Consider the following 21070-nt stretch of genomic DNA (forward strand, 5'->3'; position numbering starts at 1 on the left):
AGCCGGGGGGCGCGTTCGCGGTTCCGGGCGCCGGGATTCAGCGGCCCGTGCCGGCCGGGACCTCGTGGACCGGCAGGCGGACCCGCGGGTCGTCCAGGCACTCCCCGGTACGCAGGTCGAACTCCTGCTTGTGCATGGGCGAGGCGACGACCGGCACCCCGTCCCGGCTGCCCATGATGCCGTCGGCGATCACGTCGGCGCCGGAGAACGGGTCGCGGTTCCCGACCGCGTACAGGGTGCCGTCGCGGTCCTTGAACAGCGCCGCCTCGGTCCCGTCCGGCAGCACCGCCGGGCGGCCCCGGCCGGTCTCCAGGAACGCCGGGGACCCGGCCGGCGGGGCGTCGTCGGGGCCGATCCGCCGGAAGCGGGCCAGCGCGGCCGGGTCCGCCAGGACGGCCCGCCACTCGTCGCGGTACGCCGCCACATGCCGGTCCATCTGGGCCTCCAGCTCGGCGCACAGGCCCAGCGCGTCATCGATCAGCACGGACTTCAGGTGGTCCGTGCCGCCCATCCGCTCGCACCACGGAGCGGTGCGTTCCAGCCGCTCGGCGGTGCGCAGGTAGTACATCAGGAACCGGTCGATCAGCCGGAACAGCTCCGCGGCGGACAGGTCGGAGGCGAGCAGATCGGCGTGGCGCGGGGTGGTCCCGCCGTTGCCGCACACGTAGAGGTTCCAGCCGCCGGCCGTGGCGATGACACCGATGTCCTTGCCCCGGGCCTCGGCGCACTCGCGCAGGCATCCGGAGACCCCGCCCTTGATCTTGTGCGGGGTGCGCAGGCCCCGGTAGCGCAGCTCCAGGTCGATGGCGAGCTGCACCGAGTCGCCCTGCCCGAAGCGGCAGTACCGCGCGCCCACGCAGGACTTCACGGTGCGCAGCGATTTGCCGTAGGCGTGTCCGGACTCGAATCCGGCGTCCACCAACCGCCGCCAGATGTCCGGGAGTTGCTCCTTGCGGGCGCCGAACAGATCGATGCGCTGCCCGCCGGTGATCTTGGTGTAGAGCCCGTGGTCGCGGGCCACCTCGGCGATCACCATGAGCTTCTCCGGGGTGATCTCACCGCCCGGGATGCGCGGCACCACCGAGTACGTGCCGTCCTTCTGGAGGTTGGCGAGGAAGAGGTCGTTGGAGTCCTGGAGGGCGGCCTGCTCGCCGTCGAGGATGTGGCCGAGGCCGAGTTCGGGCGCGAGCGAGCCGAGGGCGTTGGCGACCACCGGTTTGCAGACCGCGCAGCCCTCGCCGGTGCCGTACCGCTCCAGCAGTTCGGTGAAGGAGCGGATGCGCTCGGTCCGGATCGTCTCGAAGATCTCGGAGCGGGTCAGCGCGAAGTGCTCGCACAGACCGCGCCGCACCTCCGCGCCGGCGGCGGCCAGTTCCGCGTCGAGCAGGGTCTGCAGGGAGCCGGCGCAGCCGCCGCAGCCGGTGCCGGCCTTGGTGCACCGCTTGATACCGGCGAGGTCGGTGAGGCCGTGGTCGGCGATGGCGGCGCGCACGGCGCCCTTGGTGACGTTGTGGCAGGAGCAGATCACCGCGTCGTCCGGCAGCGCCTCCGCGCCCGGCGGCCGCGCGCCGGCCCCCGCGGCCGCTACGAGGTAGGACTCCGGCGCGGCCGGCAGGACCCGGTCCACCTGCGGTGTGAGCGAGCCGTACGCCGCGGTGTCGCCGACCAGGACGCCGCCCAGCAGCTGCCCCTGCGGGCCGAGCAGCAGCTTCTTGTAGACGCCGGCGCGGGAGTCGGAGAAGACCACGCGGACCGCGTCGCCGTCCTCGTCGGCGAACGGCGCGCCGAACGACGCCACGTCGGCGCCCAGCAGTTTGAGCTTGGTGGCGGTGTCCGCGCCGGTGAAGACGGCGGTGCCGGAGCCCGCCAGGGCGTCGGCGGCCACCTCGGCCATCCGGTAGCCGGGGGCCACCAGCCCGTAGACCCGGCCGTCCGCGGTCCGCGCGCAGTCGCCGATGGCGTGGATGCGGGGATCGGCGGTGCGGCAGTGCTCGTCCACCACGATCCCGCCCCGGTCGCCCACCGCCAGCCCGGCTTCCCGGGCGAGCCGGTCCCGGGGCCGGACCCCGGCGGAGAAGACCACGACATCGGCCGCCAGGTGCCGGCCGTCGGACAGCCGCAGCCCCCGTACGGCCCCCTCGGCGCCGGTGTCCACGGCGCTCGCGCCGACCCCGGTGTGCACGGCCACGCCCATCGACTCCACGGTGGCACGCAGCGCGGCCGCGCCGCCCTCGTCCACCTGGAGGGGCATCAGCCGGGGCGCGAACTCCACGATGCCGGTGTCGAGTCCGAGCGTGCGCAGCGCGCCGGCGGCCTCCAGTCCCAGCAGCCCGCCGCCGATGACGACACCGGTGCGGGCTTTCGTGTCCCGGGTGTAGGCGGTGAGGTTCTCGACGTCCTCCAGGGTGCGGTAGGTGAAGCAGCCGGGGGCACCGGCGCCGTCGATCGGCGGGACGAAGGGGGCGGCGCCGGTGGCCAGGACGAGCGCGTCGTAGCCGAGGGCGGCGCCCGAGGCGGTGGCCACCAGCCGCCGCTCGCGGTCGATGCGGACGGCCGGATCGCCCAGCCGCAGGTCGATGCCGTGCCGGGTGAGGAAGCCGGGGTCGCAGACGGACAGCTCCTCGGCGGTCGTCCCGGCGAAGACGGAGGACAGGTGCACACGGTCGTAGGCGGGCCGCGGCTCCTCCGCGAGGACGGTGACCCGCCAGGCGTCCGCCGTCGCGCCCGGGCCCGCGAGGGCCCCGCGTGCGGCGAGCGCCTCCAGGAAGTGCTGGCCCACCATGCCGTGGCCGATGAGCAGCAGAGTGCGAGCCATACGGTCACGCTCCATCGTCGTCAAGGGTCGGGTGTGTCCCGTCCGACGCTAGGCGGCGCTCAGGGCCCCCGAGGGCGGCGGAACGGCCCCCGCGCGCAGGTCGTCCGGCCCTTTTCCCGGGTCCGGGGTCCGGCGCGAACGTACCGCCGGATCCAGGTCGGTTGGCGTTCCACCAGGGCCTCCCGGCGCCCTCCGCCGCCCGCCCGGGCTCCCTAGGCTCGGATACGCGGACGCCGCGCGACGCGCGCTCGGTCCCACCGGCGCGGCGTCCGCACTCCCACGCCGGCCGGGCAGGACCCCGTCCACCGGCCGGGAACGCCTCCGGAAGGAAGGACCGCCATGCAACCGCCGCTGGTCCTCGCCGTGCACGGCAGCACGGTACCCGCCGCGACCGCCACCCTCGACCGGCTCTGCGAGGAGGTTCGCCACGTCTGCGGGGTGCGCCCCGTGGTGGGCTACCTCAGCCACCAGGAACCGTCCGTGCCGCAGGCCCTGGACGCGGCGGGGCCGGGCGCGGTGGTCGTCCCCCTCCTCCTCGGCGACGGCTACCACCGGAACGTCGACCTCCCCGCCCTCGTCCGCGGCCGGGACTGCCTGCTCGCGCCCGGCCCCGGGGGCGACGAGGAGATCGCGCACGCCCTGCACGAACGCCTGCGGGAGGCGGAGCGCGGGGCCGGCGACCGGGCCGACGCGGTGGTGCTGGCCTCGGCGGGTTCCCGGCACCCCGGCGGCAACGACGGCGCCCTGACCGCGGCCCGCCGGCTGCACGTCCTGCTCGACGAGTGCCGCGGTCCGGTGCCGGTCCTGACGGCCTACTGCGCGAAGTCCCTGCCCACCGTGCCCGCGGCGGTACGGCGGTTGCACGGCGACGGCTACCGGCGGGTGGCGGTGGTCACCCATCTGCTGGCGCCCGGCCGGTTCACCCGCGCCCTCGGCCGCACCCGCGCCTGGGCGGTCACCGCCCCGCTGGCCGACCATCCGCGGGTGGCCCGCCTCGTCGCCCACCGCTGCGCCGAGGCGGTGCCGGTGGCGGCCGGCCGGTAACTGACGATACGTCAGGCCGGTGCGGCCTCCTCACCCCGTGCCGCCCCCGCCGCGTTCGGCGTCCGCCTCGTCGTGGAAGAGCAGCCAGAGGCCGAAGGACGCGTCCGGGGCGTGCAGCGGCGCGCCGAGGAGCTGCTCGCAGCGGCGCAGCCGGTTGTTGAGGGTGTGGCGGTGCACGCCCAGGGCCGCGGCGGTGCGGTCGTTGCGGTACTCCTCGCGGACCCAGGTGCGCAGCGTCGCCAGCAGGACATCGCCGCCGGGCGCCGCCTCCAGGGTCTCCAGCAGGCGCGCCCGCAGCAGCGCCACCCCGGCCAGGTCGATGGTCGCCGGCACCAGGTCGCGCCACTCCAGTTCGCCGTGGGTCACCAGGGGCACCTGCCGGCGGACGGCCTGGCGGGCGGCGGACCGGGCCTGCTCGTAGGCGACGCCCAGTTCGGAGCGGTGCTGGAGGGGGGCCAGGCCCGCGTGCACGGGGCGGGCGAGGTGGCCGGCCAGCCCGTCGACCAGGGTGCGGGCGTCCAGGAAGACCTCGGCGCGGGCCACCAGCAGCATCCCCTCGGGGACCTCGCACGGCGTCACCCAGCGCCCCAGGCCCCAGCACTCCTCCAGCGCCGCGCCGAGCAGCACGGGCGAGGCGCCGGTGAGCACCAGCATCGCGTACGGGCCCGCCTGCGGGAGCCGGAACTCCTCGACGACCTTGCTCCACACACTGCTCCGCAGCGCGTGGCCGGCCAGCAGCCGTATCCCCGCCTGCAGCATGAGCAGTTCGTGCGGGGCGGGCGGACGGCGCCGGTTGAAGTGGTCGGCGAGTTCGGCCGCGGCGCGGTCCAGGCGCTCCAGCCGGGCCGCGTCCAGGGGGCGGCCGGTCACCAGCAGCACCGCCCGGACACCGCCGCCGACGGCGATGGACCGCACCCGGACCCGCGCGCCGCCGCAGTCCACCACCGCGCGGAACATCGGATCGTGGCCGGCGGCGGGCGGCAGCTCCTCGCGCAGCCGGCCGAGCAGCGGACCGTCCGCGTCGGGGTGCCCGGCCAGGGGCCGCAGCCCGGCGTCGAGGACGTGGACGTGCGCGTCGAGTTCGGTGGCCAGCGCGCGGGCCCAGGCGCCCAGGTCCGGGACGGTCGGCCGGGCGCGGCGCAGCGCGGCGCGGATCTCGGCCGCCGGGTCCTGGCCGTGCGCCGGGAGCCAGCGCACCACCGGCACCTCGTACTGCTCGGCCAGGGCGAGGAAGCCGATGGGGACGGCCTGGGCGGCGTCGGCCACCTGGACGACCGCGAGCGGTACGTGGCGCAGGCGGGCGATCAGGGCGCGCTGGGCGTCCCGGCCGGCCGGGATGGCCGCGGCGTCCAGGGTCACGGCGTGTCCGGCCGGCGGCGGGTCCGGCTCCGTCAGGGCGCGGCCGCGCAGGTCGGTCAGGCCGGTCACCCGCCGTTCCACACCCCAGGCGCCGACCAGCAGCCGGGCCTGCGGGGAGAGATTCGCCAGTAATTGCACTGTCTGTACCGCCATGCCCCCATTATTTCGGCCGGTGCGCGTGCCGCGGCGCTGCCGCCCGGTGACCGGAATCACCCCGGGTCTTCGGTCCCGTCGGCTCCGGGACGTCCGGCATCACCCCAGGGCGGGCCATCGGTCCTGGACGCGTGGCCACCGGCGGCCGTCCGGGGCGGTGCGGCACCGCCTCCGGTGCGGACCGCGGGCGGCGGCCGCTGGCCGCGTGGCCACCGGTGCCCGGCACCGCCCCGGCGCACCGCCGGCACCGGTCCGCGGGGCGGGACTTTCGCCGGGAATTCCGCCGTCCCGGGCGGCCCAGGCTGGAGGCGCACCACACGAGCACTCCGCCGGCCCGGGGGAACGCCGCCCACCTCGCGGCACCGGGAACGGGCGGACCCCGTAGAGGAGATGACCGACAATGCCTGGTCCCGCGGTTTCCACCGACCCACCGGTGCCGCAGAACTGGTCGCCCCGGATGCTGCGCAATCCGCGGCGGCGGGAGGCGGCCCTGCTGGGAGTCAGCGCGGTCTCCACGATCCAGATGGTCGACCCGAGCCTGAATTCCACCGCCCTGCCGCGGGCCGCCGAGGGCCTGGCCATGAGCTCCGGAACGATGACGCTGGCGGCCAGTATCGCCACGCTGCTGCTGGCGGCCTCGATGCTGGGCACCGGGTCCCTGGGCGACCTGCGCGGACGCCGCAAGGTCCTGCTGGCCGGAGCCCTCGCCGCGGTCGTCGGCTGCCTGGTGACCGCCCTGGCCGGCAACGGCGCGGTTTTCCTCATCGGACGGATCGTCACCGGTATCGGGACGGCGGCGGCCTTCGGTATGAGTCTGGCGATCATCCCCCTGCTGTTCCACCCGCGTGAGCTGCCCCGGGCGTTCGGGATCTGGCTCGGCGTGCAGGGCATCATGATCGTGGTCGCCTGTATCGGCGGTGGTCTGCTGGTCACGCACTTCAGCTGGCGGATCGGCTACCTCGTCATCCCGGTGATCGGCCTGATCGCCACCGCCTGGGCGTATCTGACGGTGCCGGACAGCCGGGCCGAGAAGGCGCGCCGCTTCGACACGGTCGGGGTGCTGCTCGCGGCCCTGGCGCTGATCTGCCTGATCGAAGGGTTCAGCCAGGTCGGTGCGCACGGCTGGCTGTCGCCGGTCACGCTGGGGCTGATGGCGGCCGCGGTGGTGCTGTTCGGCCTGTTCGCCGCCTGGGAGCGGCGGGTGGACGAACCGGCCTTCCCGATGGAGCTGTTCACCTCCCGCCCGTTCGTCGCGGCGATCGTGGTCGGGGTGGTCTTCAACCTCGGCAACGCGGCGGTGACCATGCAGTACCCGCTGATGGTCCAGCAGACGCTCGGCAAGTCGGCCTTCGTCTCCTCGATCGTGATCGCGATGTTCGGCGCGGGCTCGATCGGCGGCGCGTTCGGGGCCGGGGCCTTCCAGACCCGGCGGGGCATCAGCGACCGGGCGATGTTCGTCAGCGGTCTGGGCATCATCGCGGTCGGCCTGCTGGCCATGGCCTTCACCACCGAACACACCCCGCTGTGGCTGTTCCTGGCGACCTCCGCGGTGATCGGCTTCGGCGTCACCTGGGCGCAGAACCCCCAGTCCGCGGTGATGATGCGGTCCGCGCCGTCCTCGATGGTCGGGTCCGTGGGCGCGGTGAAGCCCGCGGTCGGCCAGATGGGCATGGGGCTCGGACTGGGCGGTCTCATCCCGGTGGTCAACTCCTTCACCGCCGCCTCCTCCGGTACGCCGCAGCACGCCGCCGCCCGCGGCTTCGGACTCGGCATGCTGCTGGTCGCCGTCTTCCTCGCGGTCGCCGCGCTGGTCGTCTGGCGGATGATGCGGCCCCGGCGGGACGACGGCCCCGCCACGGTCCCGAACCGGGCCGCCACCGAAGCGGCCGAAGCGGCTGAAAAGGCCGAAGAGGCCGAACCGGCCCAGGCAGCCGAACCGGCCCAGGCGGCCCAGGCGGCCGCACGCACCGACGAACCGGCCTGACCCCAGGCGCGCCCGGCTCCCCCGGCCGCCTCCCCCTTCCCCCACCCGCACCCACGTGCACCCACCTGCACCACCCAAGGAGGGCCCCCATGAGCACCACCACCCCCGCGATAGAGCCCGCCGGCCAGGCACCCGAGCGGATCTTCGTCAACGCCAACCTGATCACCGTCGATCCGTCCCGGCCCCGGGCCGAGGCGCTCGCGGTGAGCGGCGGCCGCATCACCGCCCTCGGCGACAGCGACGAGATCCGCGCCCTGGCCGGCCCGGAGACCGAGATCGTCGACCTCGGCGGCCGTACCGCGCTGCCGGGCTTCATCGAGGCGCACGGCCACCCGACCGTCAGCATGACCACCGACGGCCCCGACGTGGTGGACATCCGCCCGATGACCTGCCCCACCGCCGAGTCCGTGCGCGAACGGATCAAGGAGACCATCGCCGCCGCCGAACCGGGTGTGCCGCTGGCCTTCGTGGGCTGGGACACCCTGCTCCAGGAAGGTCTGGAGGAGCCCACCCGCGCCTGGCTGGACGAGCTGGCGCCCGCCAACCCGGTGGCGATCCTCCAGAACTCCGCGCACATGTCCTGGGGCAACTCCCTTGCCATCAAGGCGATCGGGCTCACCCGCGACACCCCGGACCCGGCCGGCTGCCACTTCGAGCGCGACGCCCACGGCGAGCCCACCGGCAAGGCGGTCGAGGCCCCGGCCTCCCTGATGATGATCGGCGCCCCGCTGAACCCGCCCGCCGACCGCGCCCCCGCGCTGCTCGCCGACGAGCACCGGCTGCTGGCCGCCCGCGGCCTGACCACCTGCGGAGACCTCGGCCTCAAGGGCGACATACGGGAGGTCTGCGCCGAGTTCGCCCGGAGCCCGCAGGCCCGGGTCCGGGTGCGGGCCTACGAGATGTCCAACGCGGAGCTGCACACGGACGCCGTCCCCGGCCAGGGCGACGCCATGTTCCGCCAGATCGGCATCAAGATGTGGGCCGACGGCAGCCCGTGGATCGGCAACATCGCCACCAGCTTCCCGTACCTCACCAACGACCGCACCGCCGCCCTCGGCCTGGGCCCCGACCACCGCGGCTGCGCCAACTACACCGCGGAGCAGGCCCGCGCGATCGCCGAGGCGTACCTGCCGCGCGGCTGGCAGCTGGCCTGCCACGTCCACGGCGACGTGGCGGTGGACATGATGCTCGACGTCTTCGAGGAGGTCCTGGCCGAGCACGGCCGCCCGGACCACCGCACCCGCTTCGAGCACTGCGGCACCATGACCCGCGAGCAGTACCGGCGGGCCGCGAAGCTGGGCATCACCTGCAGCCTCTTCGTGGACCACATCTACTACTGGGGCGACGTCCTGGTGGAGAGCCTGTTCGGTGAACGTGCCGAGGACTGGGCCAACGCCCGGGCCGCCCTGGACGCCGGCATCCGGATCTCGTTCCACAACGACTCGCCGGTCACCCCCGTGGAGCCGCTGCGCAACATCCAGGTCGCGGTCACCCGCCGCACCCGCTCCGGCGCCCGCGTCCTGGGCCCGCACAACCGCGTCACCCTCGACGAGGCGATCCGCGCCGAGACCATCGACTCCGCCTGGCAGCTCCAGAGCGAACACGAGGTCGGCTCCCTCGAAGTGGGCAAGCACGCCGACCTGGTGGTCCTGAGCGACGACCCGTACGCGGTGGACCCGGACACCATCGGCGACCTCCAGGTGCTCGCCACCTACCTGGACGGCCGCCCCACCTACACCGCCTGACACCCGGGCACCGCCCCTCCTGCCCCGCGGCCCCGCGACCCGGCACCGGCCGGCGTCGGCGGGGCCGCGGGCGCCGGGGCGTGGGCGGGGCCGGGACGGGACCTTGGTCCCGCCGGTAGGTGACGTTCACCGGGCTGAGCACATCCCCCGCCCTGCCAAGATCGCCATGAAGGTGACGAAAACCCACCGAAAGGAACGTGCCCCCACATGGCCAAGCACGCGCGCCCCCGCGTCAACAGGATCACCAAGGCCGCCGCGGTCGCCGGCATCGCCACGGCCGTCCTCGCCCCGACGACCTCCGCGGCCGCCGACTCCCCCACCGACCACCCGACCAGCACCGGCGTCCGGGACGACGCCCACCAGGACCACCCGGACACCCATACGGCCACCAAGCCCGACACCAAGCCCGACGCCAGACCGGACACGAAAACCGACACCAAGCCCGACACGAAGACCACCGGCCAGGACCAGGCCGATACCGCTGGCACCGGCAGCGACACCGCCACCGCCGCCGACCTGGAGCAGATACGCCGGAAGATGCACCTCCAGGGCCTGACGCAGATCGGCACCAAGTACGGCCAGCCCGTCTTCGCCAACAACCCGAGGGCCATGACCAACGGCTTCGGCCTGTGGCCGCTCCAGGAGAAGGACGGCACACACGCCGTCATGTACCGCAACCGGGTCGTCGGTTGGATGGTCCCCCTGCCCGGCACGACGGCGAACAAGCCCCACGACCAACACCAGGACGGGAAGACCCCGGCCACACCGGCCACCCCGACCACCCCAGCGACGCCGACCGCCCCGGCCACGCCCCCCGCACACCCCTCCACCGAAACGACACACCCGTCGGCACACCACACGACACCCCCTTCCGCACACCCCACCGCACACCCCACCGAGCAGGCCGGAAAGCAGCTCGCCCGGACCGGATCCGACGGCCTGACCGGTGTGGGCATCGCCGCCGCTGCCACACTCGCCGGCGGCATCGCCACCACCGCCTACGCCTCCCGCCGCCGCCACCGCGCCCAGCCCGCCAAGGGCTGACGGGGGCTCGGCCGGCCCCGCCCCGCGCGCCATTCGCCCGCGCCCGCCACCGCCCCGCGTAGGGTCGTCGTGGCCCCGCGCAGGGCCGTCGAGTGAGCGATCCGGCGCGAAGGAGAAGATGTGAGCGGGCCGCGCGGCGACGCCGCTGGGCAAGGGCGTCCTCCCTGGGCGCCGTGGTTGGCGGGCGCCCGGCTGCTGGTGCTGGGCGCGGTGGCGCTGACGGTGGTGGGCCTGGCCGGCCACGCCGCCGGCGGAGTGTGGCTGACCACGACCGTCGGCCCGACCGCGTACCTGCTGCTGGCGCACCCGGAGCACGAGGCGTCGCAGCTGCGCAGCTCCCTGCTGGGCCACGCGGCGGCGACCGCGTGCGGACTGGGCTGCCTGGCCGCCTTCGGCCTGTGGGACCACCCCTCGGTCGTCGAACTGCACCGCGACAGCCTGCCCCAGATCGGCGCGCAGGCACTGGCGGTCGGCTTGACGCTGCTCCTGCTGACCGTGTGCCACGCCCACCACCCGCCCGCCGCCGCGACCGCCCTGCTCATCGCCTCCGGCATCGCCCGGCCCGGCCCACCGCTGTACGGGATGCTGATCGGCCTGGCAGTGGTCATCGCCCTGGCGGCCGTCCTGGCCCGCGTCCCCGGCGCCCACCCGGACCGCGCCAAGAGCCGTACAGCAGACGGTAGTTGAGCACGGCGCGACCTCGACGAACCCAAACGAATCGAAGCGAAACGCAAGGCAGCGGACCGACCACCCGGCGCGAAGCCGAGCAGGCGCTCAAGCCGCAGACCCCGTAGCCGGCCTCGGCCCAGACACAGGCCCAGGCCCAGGCCCAGACACAGGCCCAGGCACAGGCACAGGCACGCCACCGTGCAACACCCGCAGCGCGCCCTGATGCGTAAGCCATCCGGCGAGCCGTTCCCCGCCCGGCTCCAGGACAGGCAGACCCGCGCCAGGGGCGGCGAGCAGCGCGGGCAAGGCGCGCGCCAACGGCATGTCGGAGGTGAGCGGGGAGCCCGCCGGCTCGACCAGATCGCGTACCCGGGACGGGCGGACACCGTGTCCGGCGCCCACCGCCGCGACGACAGACGTCGAGCAGCTCGGCCATGCGTTGCGCGGCCTCTACCTCGGCGCGCTGTACCGCTGGTGCGGCCGGCCGGAGGCAGCGGCCGACCAGCTCACCGACGAGCTCCTGACCATCCTCGACCTGGTCCTGCTCGGCATCCAGGACACCCGCCCCTCCCCCGCCTGACCGGGCCGCCACCCCGCCGTACGCCGTACACCGCACGCCGCACGCCGCACCACTTGACACCGGAATATCCCGGATTTATCTAAAAACTCAGTACGCGGCATTCGCCGGTTTCCACAGGTTGCCCACCCCCTGCCTGCGGGCCGCCCGGAGGATCCCCATAGGTTGCCTGGCCGCCTGATCGTCTGGCCGCCTGGCCGCCTGTCCGCCTGTCGGAGATGGTGGGGAGACCGAGGCACCGGCATCGGCGCGTCCGGGAGGTGGACCATGGCTGCGATGCTTGACGGCTTCCGGGCCGTTCCGCGCTGGAGCGACGGTGTGGCCACAGTCGTGGTGTCGGGGGAGATCGACTACGTCACCGCGCCGCACCTGCGGCAGGCGCTGGACGACTGCCTGGCCCGCCGCCCCCGGCGCGTCGACATCGACTTCCGCGAGGTGACCTTCTGCGACCTGTGCGGTCTCAACGCGCTGCTGCGGGCCCGCCGCAAGGCGCGCGCCGCAGGGTCCGGGCTCCGCGTCCTCAACGTCAGCGAATCCATCGACGCCCATCTGTTCCGCCCCCTGGGGGCCGGCGACCTGATCGCCCCCAAAGTGGCCCGCGCCGACCGCCTCGCCGACTGAAGCCGATCCGGAAGAGGGCCGGGAGGCACGGCGATCAAGCGAAGCGATCAACCGAAGTGACCAAGCGAAGCGACCAAGACGACAAAACGAAGGCGGCCAAGCGAAGGCGGACCAAGCCGACCAACGGAAAGTGATCATGGCCGAGTTGCGGATCTCCGGGGACGCGCTCGTCGTCCGTCTCTCCTGGTGGGAAAAGGCGGCCGGGCGCCACGGCGACGTGCGCGTTCCGCTCTCCGCGGTGCGCCGGGTCTCCGTCGAACCCGACTGGTGGCGCGCCCTGCGCGGCACCCGGCGGCGCGGCCTGTGGGTTCCGCAAGGACGGTGCGTCGGCGTCCGCGAGCACGCCGGCGGACGCGACTTCGTCGCCGTCCGGCCGCACCACCCCGTGGTCTGCGTCGAGCTGCGGCCCCCCGCGCCCTTCGACCTCCTCGCCGTCTCCCCCGCGCACCCGCAGACCACGGCGGATCGGCTGCGACAGCTCGCCCCGGCGATCGACCCCGTGCGCTGGCGCCAGGCGATCTCCCCACCACCGGACGCCGCATGAACGGGACGAACGAGCGAGCCGCACGAGTGAGACAACGAGCGGGGGCGGTGCCTTGGAGCACGGCCCCCGCCTCGTAAGGGAGTTGACGCTACGGTCCGGGCGCCGGCTCAGCCCTCCTGAAGGCTGGAAGCCGTGGGAACCACGGAGGCGGCGGAACCAGTGGGAACCCCAGCGGCTGCGGACGGCGCGGACGCACTGGGCACCGTCCGGGGACCCGCCGCGCGGCGGAGGCGGTTGGCGATCGCCAGCCCCAGCCCCCGCTCCTCCGGCAGGGACGCGACAATGAGATCGCACCCGCGCTGATCGAGCTCCCGCAGGAACCCGTACAGCTCACGCGCGTACTCGTCCATCGCCCCGGGGACCGCCACCACGGCGTGCGCCGCGACCGGAGCGCCGGCGAACGCGGCAGGCAGGAAGACACCCACCCGGTGCCCCAGCTCCTGCGCCGCCTCCGCCTCGGCGATCACCTTCTCCGGCTCGACGAGGACGACCCGCGCCCGCGGCGCGTAGTGGGACGGATGCTGGCCGGGCACCCGGACGCGGCTCGTCGCGGGCACCGCGAGCGGACGCCCCACCACCGCTTCCAGCTCCTCACGCGTCACCCCGCCGGGCCGGAGCACGCTCAGCTCCTCGCCCGTGGCGTCCACGATGGTCGACTCGACGCCGACCGCGCAGGGCCCGCCGTCCAGCACGAAGTCAACCGACTCCCCGAGCTCCGCGCGCACGTGGTCCGCCGTCGTGGGGCTGACCGAGCCGAAGCGGTTCGCGGACGGGGCCGTGACACCGCCGCCGAAGGCCGACAGCAGGGCGAGCGCGACGGGGTGATCGGGCACGCGGACGGCCACCGTCTCCAGGCCGCCGGTCGCCTCCAGGGGGACCCGGCGACCGCGCCGCAGCACCAGCGTGAGGGGCCCGGGCCAGAAGTGCTCGGCCAGCAGGCGCGCCGTCTCCGGCACCTCCTCGACCCAGTCCGCCAGCTGCTCAACGCTCCCGAGATGAACGATCAGCGGATGGGAGGGCGGACGCCCCTTCGTCTCGAAGATGCGCGTGACCGCGGCAGGGTCCTCGGCGTTGGCGCCCAGACCGTAAACCGTCTCGGTCGGGAACGCCACCAGGCCGCCGGCGCGCAGCACCCCGGCCGCCTTCTCGATATCAGTGTTTCGTGCGCTCACCCTCGCAATCCTCTCACTGATCCACTCTTCCCCCTGCCGCCGTAGAAGCCGGCCTACGAAGTCGCCCCGGAAGCCGACGTAGGGCTTAACGTCCGCACCCAGCCACGCGTTCCTCCGCCTCTTATCCCTCAACTCAGACAAATCGGCCAATATCAGGCGAGGGATACGGGAGGGTGAGAGACGGGGCAGGGAGATACGGGCCACCCGCCCGCCGCGATACGAACTGGCCAAACGATCACCCCTCAGAGCTTGACCAGCTCGGCCAGGGTGCCGCCGAGGACACGGTCGCGCAGCGCGCCCGGACGCGTAACACGTTCGACGGCCATACGGGAGAGCACCGGGTCGCCGTACGGGGCGTCCGATCCGAACAGGGTGCGATCGGGCACTTCACTGATCGCGAGCCGGACCGCGAAGATGATGTTGGCGGTCGACAGCTCCAGAAAGATGTTCGGGGTGTCCCGGGCCACCTCGATCGCGGTCAACCAGTGCGCGCCGCCGAGTTGGCTGATCACCAGAGGGACGGTCGGGTATCGGCGCGCGAGGCCGGCCAGCGTCCCCAGGTCGCGCTCGGTGGTCGGCGCGGCGCCATGCACGACGACGGGCAGCCCACCATGATCAGCGGCCGCGCGCAGAACCGGCTCGATCCACTCAGCGTGTCCGGGCGGCGGCGTCAGCTCGCCAATCCCACGGAAACCCCGCCCCACCACATCCCGCTCGACGTCCCCAGCGACCTCATCAGCGACTTCCCCGGCGATCCCGTCCGCCGGCGGGCCGAGCCGCACGGACCGGAATCCGATGTACCGGTCGGGGTATGCGGCGAGCGCGGCATCGAGTTCCTGCCACGCCGCCTGGTAACCGTCGGGACCGCCCGCGCGGCCGCCGACCGCCTCGGCCAGCACCCGCATCTCGCACCGGAACGACGCCAGATCCACAGCCCGCTCCGGGTGCGGCCGAGTGGCGAACAGCACCGCACGATCCACCCCCGCCTCGTCCAGCAAGCCGATGTGACTGTGCACGGGATCGTGGACATGGCTGTGCGCGTCAATGATCACTGTTCTCTCCAGCTCAGCAGGGGAACGGACCGCGAAACACGGCCACCCGGAACAGTGTTGAACGTTGACACGGTGGCAAGGTCAAGCCCGGCGGAGAGGCTGCGCAGCAGAGGGACGAGGACATGCCTGCTGATCCGCCACCGGCACGGGTCGCGGAAGACCGCGAGCGACGGGCGACGGGCGGTTCGACGACCGCGCTGCCGGTCGGAGCGGGCCCCTCTCACCGCCAACGGCGCTTGATGACCGCCGTCTTCGCGGCCTTGTCGTGCATGCACTGCCGGAACGGCTCGTTCCAAATGCACGACAGCACGTTGACGAGTCCCAGGACCGGGACCATACCGATGCCCAGATAGGCCAGCCAGCGCCCCAAGGCGTGGCCGAAGCCGAGCTTCTCGCCCGTTTCCAGGCGGACGACGCGCAGACCGCAGATGGCCTTGCCGAGGGTGCCGCCCATCGCCATCGTCAGCGGTTCGAAGAAGAGGCCGACGAGCAGCGTCCAGGCGAAGAGGCCGAAAACCACAGGCACCCCGCGGCTGTCCTCCGGCTTGAACGTGCTGGACATCCAGATCGTCGTCGGCACCCAGGCACCCGCGATGAGCGCGGCGGTGATCAGGTAGTCGATGAAGCGGGCGAGCAGCCGCATGCCGGGGACGGCGAGCGCCTGCGGAGGCGGCCCCTGCGCCACGCCCATCTGCGGCTGCGGAGCCTGCGGCACCCCGTACGACGGCGCTGCGGTCTGCGGCGGATACGGCTGCGACGGTACGCCCGGCACGCCCTGCGGTGGGGCGTAAGACGGCTGCGGAGGACCGAAACCGGGGCCGGGCTGACTGGGAGGCGGTGGCGACTGGAAGCTACTCACAGCAGGCGATCTAAACCGAGCCCCCGGCACCGCGCCAACTCGCGCCGTACGAATAGGGACACGCCGCAACAGATCATCCGACCCGGACCCGCTCCAGCCCCAACCCCAGCCACCAGGCCGGCAAGACGGAGACGCAGTGAAGGCCCGGCGAATACCGGGCCTTCACTGTCTGAGTAGCGGGGACAGGATTTGAACCTGCGACCTCTGGGTTATGAGCCCAGCGAGCTACCGAGCTGCTCCACCCCGCGTCGACACGGTGAACTGTACGGCACTGAGCCCCAGCAATCGAATCGGCGTGGGAATCGGGACGGGGATCAGGTCGGAATCGGCATCGGCGATCAGCGGGGGCCAGGCTTCCAGCGGCGCACACCAAGGGTCACTCTCGGGACGACTTGCCCCGGCGGCCTGCCCCGACGGCCTGCCCCCACGGCCCGATCAGCGCTCCAGCACCACGGTCTTGGCGGACAGGCCGGTCCGCCGGACCGGTCGCGCCCCCGCGCTCTTGCGGTATTCCTGCGGGCTGACGCCGCGCACCCGCTTGAACGCCGCGCTCAAGGCGAACGCCCCGCCGTAGCCGACCTGTCGGGCCACACCGGCCACGGTCGCGTCCGGATCGCGCAGCAGATCGGCGGCGAGCGTGAGCCGCCAGCCCGTCAGGTACGACATCGGGGGCTCCCCGACCAGCTGACTGAAGTGCCGGGCGAGGCCGGCGCGCGACACACCCACCGCGTTGGCGAGCGAGGCCACCGTCCAGGGCCGCTGCGGCTCTTCGTGCAGCAGCCGCAGGGCGGGCCCCACGATGGGGTCGCTCTGCGCCCGGAACCAGGCCGGCGCCCCGGACCCCGGTTCCGCGAGCCACCTGCGCAGAACGTCGATGAGCAACAGGTCCAGCAATCGGTCCAGGACGATCTCCTGGCCGGCCTCCTCCTTGTCGATTTCCTCGGCGAGCACCCCGACCAGCGGGTTGGGACCCGCGGAAGCCGGCCGGACCAACAGCACCGGCAGGGCGGCGAGGATACGGGCACCGACCTCACCGGGGGCCTGGTAGGTGCCGCTGAGCATCACGGCGGAGCCATCGCGGTCGGCCTGTCCCCACGTCCGCACACCCAGGGCCAGGCGTTCGGTGACATCCTCGCCATGGGTGGTGTTGCAGCGCTGGTCGGGGCCGACGACGACGCGCGGTTCGGTGTCCGGATGGTCGGCCAGTGTGTAGGCGTCGGGGCCGCGCAGAACGGCTACGTCACCGGGGCGGAGCAGCACAGGAGGGCTGTGGTCGGGCAGGACCCAGGCATCCCCGCGCGACATCGTCACGACCGACAGGGGAGCCCGGTCCTCGATCCGCAGCCCCCAGGGGGGTTGGAAGACGGACTTCAGCAGGAAGGCGCCACGGGCCTTGGGGCTCTCCAGCAGGCCGGTCAAGGTGTCCATGTCCTTACGGTAAATGAGTTGCCGGCGCGGCCAGTTGGCCATTCGGTAAGTGCCGTGGCCGCCGCCGAGCAGTGGTCAGCAAGCGACGGCGGAGCACCGAGCCGCGGTCCCTACCCGTTCCACACGCCCGTGGCGGCGGCGTCCCGCGCGTAGGCGGAGAAGTCGCGGGGCTCGCGGTCCAGCACGGTCTGGACGCCGTCGACGAGGCTCGCGTTGCGGCCGTCCACGATGAGCGTGAAGAGGTCGGCGAACTCCTGCGGCTCGCCCGCCGCCGCGAGCGCCGCACGGTAGTCGTCGGCGGAAACGGGGAGGTAGCCGATGGTGCGGCCGGTGGCGCGGGACAGTTCGTCCGCCACGTCCTGGAAGCTGAGCAGGCGCGGCCCGGAGAGTTCGTACGTGGCGTGGACGTGCCGGTCGTCGGTGAGCGCGGCGACCGCGACATCGGCGATATCGTCGGCGTCCACGAACGGCTCGACGGCGTCACCGGTGGGCAGCGCGAGCTCCCCGGCCAGGACCGGCTCCAGGAAGAAGCTCTCGCTGAAGTTCTGGTTGAACCAGTTGCACCGCACCACGGTCCAGTCGGCACCGGACTTCTTCAGCGCCTCCTCCCCGGCAACGGCGCCCTCCTCGCCCCGCCCGGAGAGCAGCACCAGGCGCCGCACTCCCTGAGCGACGGCGAAGTCCGAGAATTCGCCAATGGCCTCGCTCGCGCCGGGAAAGGCGAGGTCGGGGTAGTAGGTGACGTAGGCGGAACCGGCGCCCTCCAGGGCCGGTCCCCAGGTGCTGCGCTCCTCCCAGACAAACGGCCGCTCGGCCTTGCGGGAGCCGATACGGACGGCGCGCCCCTGCGCGTTCAGGCGGTCCGCCACCCGGCGACCGGTCTTCCCGGTGCCGCCGATGACGAGGGTCAGGTTCTCGTTCTTCGTACTGTGGGTCATGCCCCCAGTGAAGTCCGATTCCCCTGGACGGAACATAGCCTCCCGACTCAACTACATACGCGATCGTCTCAACGTGACCCAGGCCGCCGCGCACACCCAAGGTTCACCCCCGACGACGCCGTGCCTGGCTCGTACGCGCGTTAGCCGGTGGTTAGCGGAGCGACAGCCCCGCGATAACGGGCCCGAGCAGAGTGAGTGACGTAACGAGGAAACACCGACACCGACATCGGCACCGACACCGACTGCCCCGGGGGACCCGCGATGAGCTCCACCACCACCGTCCGCACCACGCGCCGCCGCACCCTGCGTATCGCCGCCGCGGCCCTGACCGCGGCCGCCGGCCTCACCCTGACCGCCTGCTCCGGCTCGGACGCCTCCGGCGCGAAGCCCGCCGGCCGCGCCGACGCGGGCATGGCCGCCCCCGAGTCCAGCAGCACGGGTTCCTCCACCGGAGCACAGGGCTCCGAGCCCGAGGCGGGCCCCGGCGCCAAGGCCGAGTCCGCAGCGGGCACCACGGACACTACGGCCACTACGGGCAAGCAGTCGGGCAGCGCGCACACCACCGGCGGCGGCCGGACCGGCTCGGGCGCCCAGCGCTGCCACACCTCCGGTCTGAAGGCGTCGTTCGCCACGGGCGAGGACGCCGCCCCGGACCCGAACGCGGGCGGGGCGACGACCACCAGCATCGTGCTGACCAACAAGGGCAGCCGCGCCTGCGTGATCGGCGGGTTCCCGGGCGTGGACCTCAAGTCCGAGAACGGAGGTCAGGTCTGGTCGCTGACCCGCTCGTCGGCCAAGCACGGCTCGATCACCCTGGGCCCCGGGGACAGCACCGACTTCACGATCAACCTCGCCCTGGCCAAGGACGACGAGGAGCACTTCTGGATGCCCGCCTTCGTGGCCGTCACCCCGCCGAACGAGACCACCTCGCTCACCCTGAAGTGGCCGTGGGGCCCGCTCGTCGACCAGAGCGGCGCCACCCACCCGGCCACCTACGTCAACCCCATCGGCTGACCTGTACGGCCCACCCACCATCGCGATCACGCCGTTCCGCCGGTCGCCTCCGCCCGAAGTTTCACCGCACGCTCACGCGGGTCGTATCCAGGACCGACGCCCTCGACCAACACGACGTCTCCGTCGATGTGGTCGGTCCGCAGCCGCAGAATCTCTTGGTACGCGGCGGACGCGTACCAGGAGCGGGCCGCGGCGAGGCTCGGAAATTCAATGAGCACCATGCTGCCCGGCCAGTCCCCCTCCACCACTTCAGCCGGCGGACCGTGAACCAAGAAGCGGCCGCGAAACGGGTCCAGGGTCTGCTGGATACGCTCCAAGTACTCAAGGATGTCAGGGTGGTGACGGCGGTCACGCAGGTGCGCAAAGCCATATGCGGGCACGTCCGCTCCTTCCGTTCGCATCGGTACGGTGACCAGAAGCCGGTCACGTACTCGAAGCCGGTCACGGACTCGAAGCTAGTCACGTACTCCGTGCGTCGCGATTACCTTGGAGGTAAGCGCCGGATGAGCCGGCCGGCTCAGACGTGGCTTCGGCCGCGTGGCCGCCTCGGGGCTGACGCATAGCCGCCCTGTGGACCGGACCGTCAGCGCAGAGCGACCGCCGCGCCCGTTCGTTCGGTGGCCATCCTGACGGCGAAGCCGGCCAGCGCGGTGCCCATCACGTAGCGGTGCAAGCGCTGCCAGAGCGGGTGCCGGGCGAAGAACCCGGCGACGGAGCCGGCCGTCACGATGAAGAACGCGTTGCCCGCGACCCCCACCGCGATCTGGGTCAGCCCCAGCACCAGCCCCTGCCAGCCGACATGGCCGCGCGCCGGATCGACGAACTGCGGCAGCAGCGAGACGTAGAGGATGGCCACCTTGGGGTTGAGCAGGCAGGTGAGGAACCCCGTCAGGAAGAGCTTGTGGGGCCCGTCCGGCGTCAGCTCCTGGCTCACGACAGCGGACCGGCCACCCGGCCGGACGGCCTTCCAGGCCAGCCAGAGCAGGTAGCCCGCTCCGGCCAGCTTGATCGCCAGATAGATCTCCGGCACCAACGTGAAGACGGTGGCGAGACCGGCGGACACCGCACAGAGGTAGACCAGGAAGCCGAGGAAGACCCCGGCCAGCGAGATCGCGCACCCCCCACGCCGACATGCAGAAGAGGGTCGTGACCGTAAAGTCACAACCCTCTTCGATATGTGCATGATGTGTGTCCGAGGGGGGACTTGAACCCCCACGCCCGATAAAGGGCACTAGCACCTCAAGCTAGCGCGTCTGCCATTCCGCCACCCGGACTCAGGTGATCTTCGCGGGGCGTTGCCCGCGGCGACATGGACAACAATACCAAGGTTTCGGAGTGGCTTTCACCTGCGTATTGATGTTGGACATAGCGTCGTTTTATGGGTGATCGGGGACAGGTGGTGGCGGAGCGGGCGCCTCGGGTGTTGTCGCCGTTGCGGGAGCATCTGCGGGAGACGTTCTGGTTCGCGCCGGCGGTGGGGCTGGTGGGGGCGGTGCTGCTGTGGCTGGCGGCCGTGGCGGCGGATGGCGAGATCGTGGCGCATCTGCAGGCCGAGCGGGCGTACGGCGAGGTCGAGGAGCTGATCGGGGTCGCGGAGGACGCGCGGACGATCGTGACCACGGTCAGCTCGGCGATGATGACCTTCATCGGTGTGGTGTTCAGCATTTCGCTGGTCGCGGTGCAGATGGCGAGCGGCCAGATGACGCCGCGGGTGGTGCGGATCTTCGTCCGGAGCAGGATCAGCAAGGCGACGCTGGCGGTGTTCCTGGCCACGTTCCTGTTCTCGCTGCTGGTGCTGACCTCGTACGAGAGTGAGCGGCCGGCGGCAGAGGTCACGTCGGTGCCGGTGGTGCAGGGGCTGCTGACGTTGGCGCTGGTGGGGCTGAGTCTGCTGCTGTTCGTGGCGTATGTGTCGGCGACGCTGCGGTTGATGCAGGTGGGGCCGGTGGTGGACCGGATCGCGCGGGAGACGTTGCGGATGGTGGAGCGGGAGGGGGTGGTGGAGGGGCGTCCGGGGGTGCCCTTCCCTCTGGGCGGCAGGTGCGGCGGGGG

19 protein-coding genes and 2 tRNA genes are annotated in these 21070 nt (G+C 72.8%); 10 read left to right on the plus strand and 11 right to left on the minus strand.

The window, feature by feature from the left end:
• Positions 1-37: 37 nt before the first annotated feature.
• Positions 38-2815, minus strand: a complete 2778-nt coding sequence (gene nirB, locus ADL22_RS30605) for a nitrite reductase large subunit NirB (RefSeq protein ID WP_234430917.1) — start codon at positions 2813-2815, stop codon at positions 38-40.
• Between the two features lie 339 nt (positions 2816-3154).
• Here nirB and ADL22_RS30610 point away from each other — a divergent pair, with 339 nt between their 5' ends.
• Positions 3155-3859 (plus strand): sirohydrochlorin chelatase, encoded by a 705-nt coding sequence (locus ADL22_RS30610; RefSeq protein ID WP_066987232.1) that lies wholly within the window; start codon positions 3155-3157, stop codon positions 3857-3859.
• Between the two features lie 30 nt (positions 3860-3889).
• On the opposite strand, the gene ADL22_RS30615 is transcribed toward ADL22_RS30610, so the two are convergent.
• Positions 3890-5371 (minus strand): PucR family transcriptional regulator, encoded by a 1482-nt coding sequence (locus ADL22_RS30615; protein WP_079064546.1) that lies wholly within the window; start codon positions 5369-5371, stop codon positions 3890-3892.
• Between the two features lie 400 nt (positions 5372-5771).
• On the opposite strand from ADL22_RS30615, the gene ADL22_RS30620 reads away from it, so the two are divergent.
• From ADL22_RS30620 to ADL22_RS30645, 7 genes are all read left to right on the plus strand, one after another.
• Positions 5772-7355 (plus strand): MFS transporter, encoded by a 1584-nt coding sequence (locus ADL22_RS30620; protein ID WP_079064547.1) that lies wholly within the window; start codon positions 5772-5774, stop codon positions 7353-7355.
• Positions 7356-7444: 89 nt separating this feature from the next.
• Positions 7445-9100: an amidohydrolase gene (locus ADL22_RS30625; protein WP_066987242.1), complete on the plus strand. Its 1656-nt coding sequence runs from the start codon at positions 7445-7447 to the stop codon at positions 9098-9100.
• Positions 9101-9307: 207 nt separating this feature from the next.
• Positions 9308-10144: a hypothetical protein gene (locus ADL22_RS30630; protein WP_066987246.1), complete on the plus strand. Its 837-nt coding sequence runs from the start codon at positions 9308-9310 to the stop codon at positions 10142-10144.
• A 120-nt stretch (positions 10145-10264) separates the two neighbouring features.
• Complete coding sequence (locus ADL22_RS30635; RefSeq protein ID WP_079064548.1) at positions 10265-10831, plus strand: HPP family protein; 567 nt, start codon at positions 10265-10267, stop codon at positions 10829-10831.
• Between the two features lie 304 nt (positions 10832-11135).
• Positions 11136-11393 carry a hypothetical protein gene (locus ADL22_RS35570; RefSeq protein ID WP_159048746.1) on the plus strand — a complete coding sequence of 86 codons (258 nt, stop codon included), beginning with the start codon at positions 11136-11138 and terminating at the stop codon, positions 11391-11393.
• A 264-nt stretch (positions 11394-11657) separates the two neighbouring features.
• Positions 11658-12011, plus strand: coding sequence for an STAS domain-containing protein (locus ADL22_RS30640; RefSeq protein ID WP_079064549.1), 354 nt, complete (start codon positions 11658-11660; stop codon positions 12009-12011).
• A gap of 136 nt (positions 12012-12147) precedes the next feature.
• Positions 12148-12555, plus strand: a complete 408-nt coding sequence (locus tag ADL22_RS30645; RefSeq protein ID WP_066987255.1) for a hypothetical protein — start codon at positions 12148-12150, stop codon at positions 12553-12555.
• Positions 12556-12662: 107 nt separating this feature from the next.
• Here ADL22_RS30645 and ADL22_RS30650 read toward each other — a convergent pair whose 3' ends face one another.
• The 6 genes from ADL22_RS30650 to ADL22_RS30675 form a co-directional block, all read right to left on the minus strand.
• Positions 12663-13727 carry an L-threonylcarbamoyladenylate synthase gene (locus tag ADL22_RS30650; protein ID WP_079064557.1) on the minus strand — a complete coding sequence of 355 codons (1065 nt, stop codon included), beginning with the start codon at positions 13725-13727 and terminating at the stop codon, positions 12663-12665.
• A 242-nt stretch (positions 13728-13969) separates the two neighbouring features.
• Positions 13970-14779, minus strand: coding sequence for an amidohydrolase family protein (locus tag ADL22_RS30655; protein ID WP_066987258.1), 810 nt, complete (start codon positions 14777-14779; stop codon positions 13970-13972).
• 220 nt (positions 14780-14999) lie between these two features.
• Positions 15000-15551, minus strand: a complete 552-nt coding sequence (locus ADL22_RS30660) for an RDD family protein (RefSeq protein WP_234430918.1) — start codon at positions 15549-15551, stop codon at positions 15000-15002.
• A 261-nt stretch (positions 15552-15812) separates the two neighbouring features.
• A tRNA-Met gene (locus tag ADL22_RS30665) sits at positions 15813-15886 on the minus strand.
• Between the two features lie 187 nt (positions 15887-16073).
• Positions 16074-17066 (minus strand): AraC family transcriptional regulator, encoded by a 993-nt coding sequence (locus ADL22_RS30670; protein ID WP_066987261.1) that lies wholly within the window; start codon positions 17064-17066, stop codon positions 16074-16076.
• Positions 17067-17176: 110 nt separating this feature from the next.
• On the minus strand, positions 17177-18004 hold the full coding sequence (locus tag ADL22_RS30675) for an NmrA family NAD(P)-binding protein (RefSeq protein ID WP_066987264.1): 828 nt from the start codon (positions 18002-18004) through the stop codon (positions 17177-17179).
• A gap of 261 nt (positions 18005-18265) precedes the next feature.
• Between ADL22_RS30675 and ADL22_RS30680 the strand changes: the two genes are divergently transcribed.
• Positions 18266-19018, plus strand: coding sequence for a DUF4232 domain-containing protein (locus ADL22_RS30680; protein ID WP_066987267.1), 753 nt, complete (start codon positions 18266-18268; stop codon positions 19016-19018).
• Positions 19019-19044: 26 nt separating this feature from the next.
• On the opposite strand, the gene ADL22_RS30685 is transcribed toward ADL22_RS30680, so the two are convergent.
• The 3 genes from ADL22_RS30685 to ADL22_RS30695 all read right to left on the minus strand — a co-directional run bounded on the left by ADL22_RS30685 (position 19045) and on the right by ADL22_RS30695 (position 20292).
• Positions 19045-19398, minus strand: coding sequence for a DUF1330 domain-containing protein (locus ADL22_RS30685; RefSeq protein ID WP_066987270.1), 354 nt, complete (start codon positions 19396-19398; stop codon positions 19045-19047).
• 203 nt (positions 19399-19601) lie between these two features.
• Positions 19602-20201 carry a LysE family translocator gene (locus ADL22_RS30690; RefSeq protein ID WP_066987316.1) on the minus strand — a complete coding sequence of 200 codons (600 nt, stop codon included), beginning with the start codon at positions 20199-20201 and terminating at the stop codon, positions 19602-19604.
• A gap of 6 nt (positions 20202-20207) precedes the next feature.
• Positions 20208-20292: transfer RNA gene (locus ADL22_RS30695), tRNA-Leu, on the minus strand.
• Between the two features lie 104 nt (positions 20293-20396).
• On the opposite strand from ADL22_RS30695, the gene ADL22_RS30700 reads away from it, so the two are divergent.
• The coding region (locus ADL22_RS30700; protein WP_159048747.1) for a DUF2254 family protein at positions 20397-21070 on the plus strand (674 nt) is incomplete at its 3' end.

Origin of the sequence: Streptomyces sp. NRRL F-4489, from assembly GCF_001509485.1 — a bacterium.
Lineage (GTDB): Bacteria > Actinomycetota > Actinomycetes > Streptomycetales > Streptomycetaceae > Streptomyces.

What these genes read in the sequence shown, in the direction of transcription:
- nirB (WP_234430917.1), bottom strand. Translation starts at nt 2,815, where the DNA reads ATGGCTCGCACTCTGCTGCTCATCGGCCACGGCATGGTGGGCCAGCAC.
- ADL22_RS30610 (WP_066987232.1), top strand. Translation starts at nt 3,155, where the DNA reads ATGCAACCGCCGCTGGTCCTCGCCGTGCACGGCAGCACGGTACCCGCC.
- ADL22_RS30615 (WP_079064546.1), bottom strand. Translation starts at nt 5,371, where the DNA reads ATGGCGGTACAGACAGTGCAATTACTGGCGAATCTCTCCCCGCAGGCC.
- ADL22_RS30620 (WP_079064547.1), top strand. Translation starts at nt 5,772, where the DNA reads ATGCCTGGTCCCGCGGTTTCCACCGACCCACCGGTGCCGCAGAACTGG.
- ADL22_RS30625 (WP_066987242.1), top strand. Translation starts at nt 7,445, where the DNA reads ATGAGCACCACCACCCCCGCGATAGAGCCCGCCGGCCAGGCACCCGAG.
- ADL22_RS30630 (WP_066987246.1), top strand. Translation starts at nt 9,308, where the DNA reads ATGGCCAAGCACGCGCGCCCCCGCGTCAACAGGATCACCAAGGCCGCC.
- ADL22_RS35570 (WP_159048746.1), top strand. Translation starts at nt 11,136, where the DNA reads ATGTCGGAGGTGAGCGGGGAGCCCGCCGGCTCGACCAGATCGCGTACC.
- ADL22_RS30640 (WP_079064549.1), top strand. Translation starts at nt 11,658, where the DNA reads ATGGCTGCGATGCTTGACGGCTTCCGGGCCGTTCCGCGCTGGAGCGAC.
- ADL22_RS30645 (WP_066987255.1), top strand. Translation starts at nt 12,148, where the DNA reads ATGGCCGAGTTGCGGATCTCCGGGGACGCGCTCGTCGTCCGTCTCTCC.
- ADL22_RS30670 (WP_066987261.1), bottom strand. Translation starts at nt 17,066, where the DNA reads ATGGACACCTTGACCGGCCTGCTGGAGAGCCCCAAGGCCCGTGGCGCC.
- ADL22_RS30675 (WP_066987264.1), bottom strand. Translation starts at nt 18,004, where the DNA reads ATGACCCACAGTACGAAGAACGAGAACCTGACCCTCGTCATCGGCGGC.
- ADL22_RS30680 (WP_066987267.1), top strand. Translation starts at nt 18,266, where the DNA reads ATGAGCTCCACCACCACCGTCCGCACCACGCGCCGCCGCACCCTGCGT.
- ADL22_RS30690 (WP_066987316.1), bottom strand. Translation starts at nt 20,201, where the DNA reads ATGCACATATCGAAGAGGGTTGTGACTTTACGGTCACGACCCTCTTCT.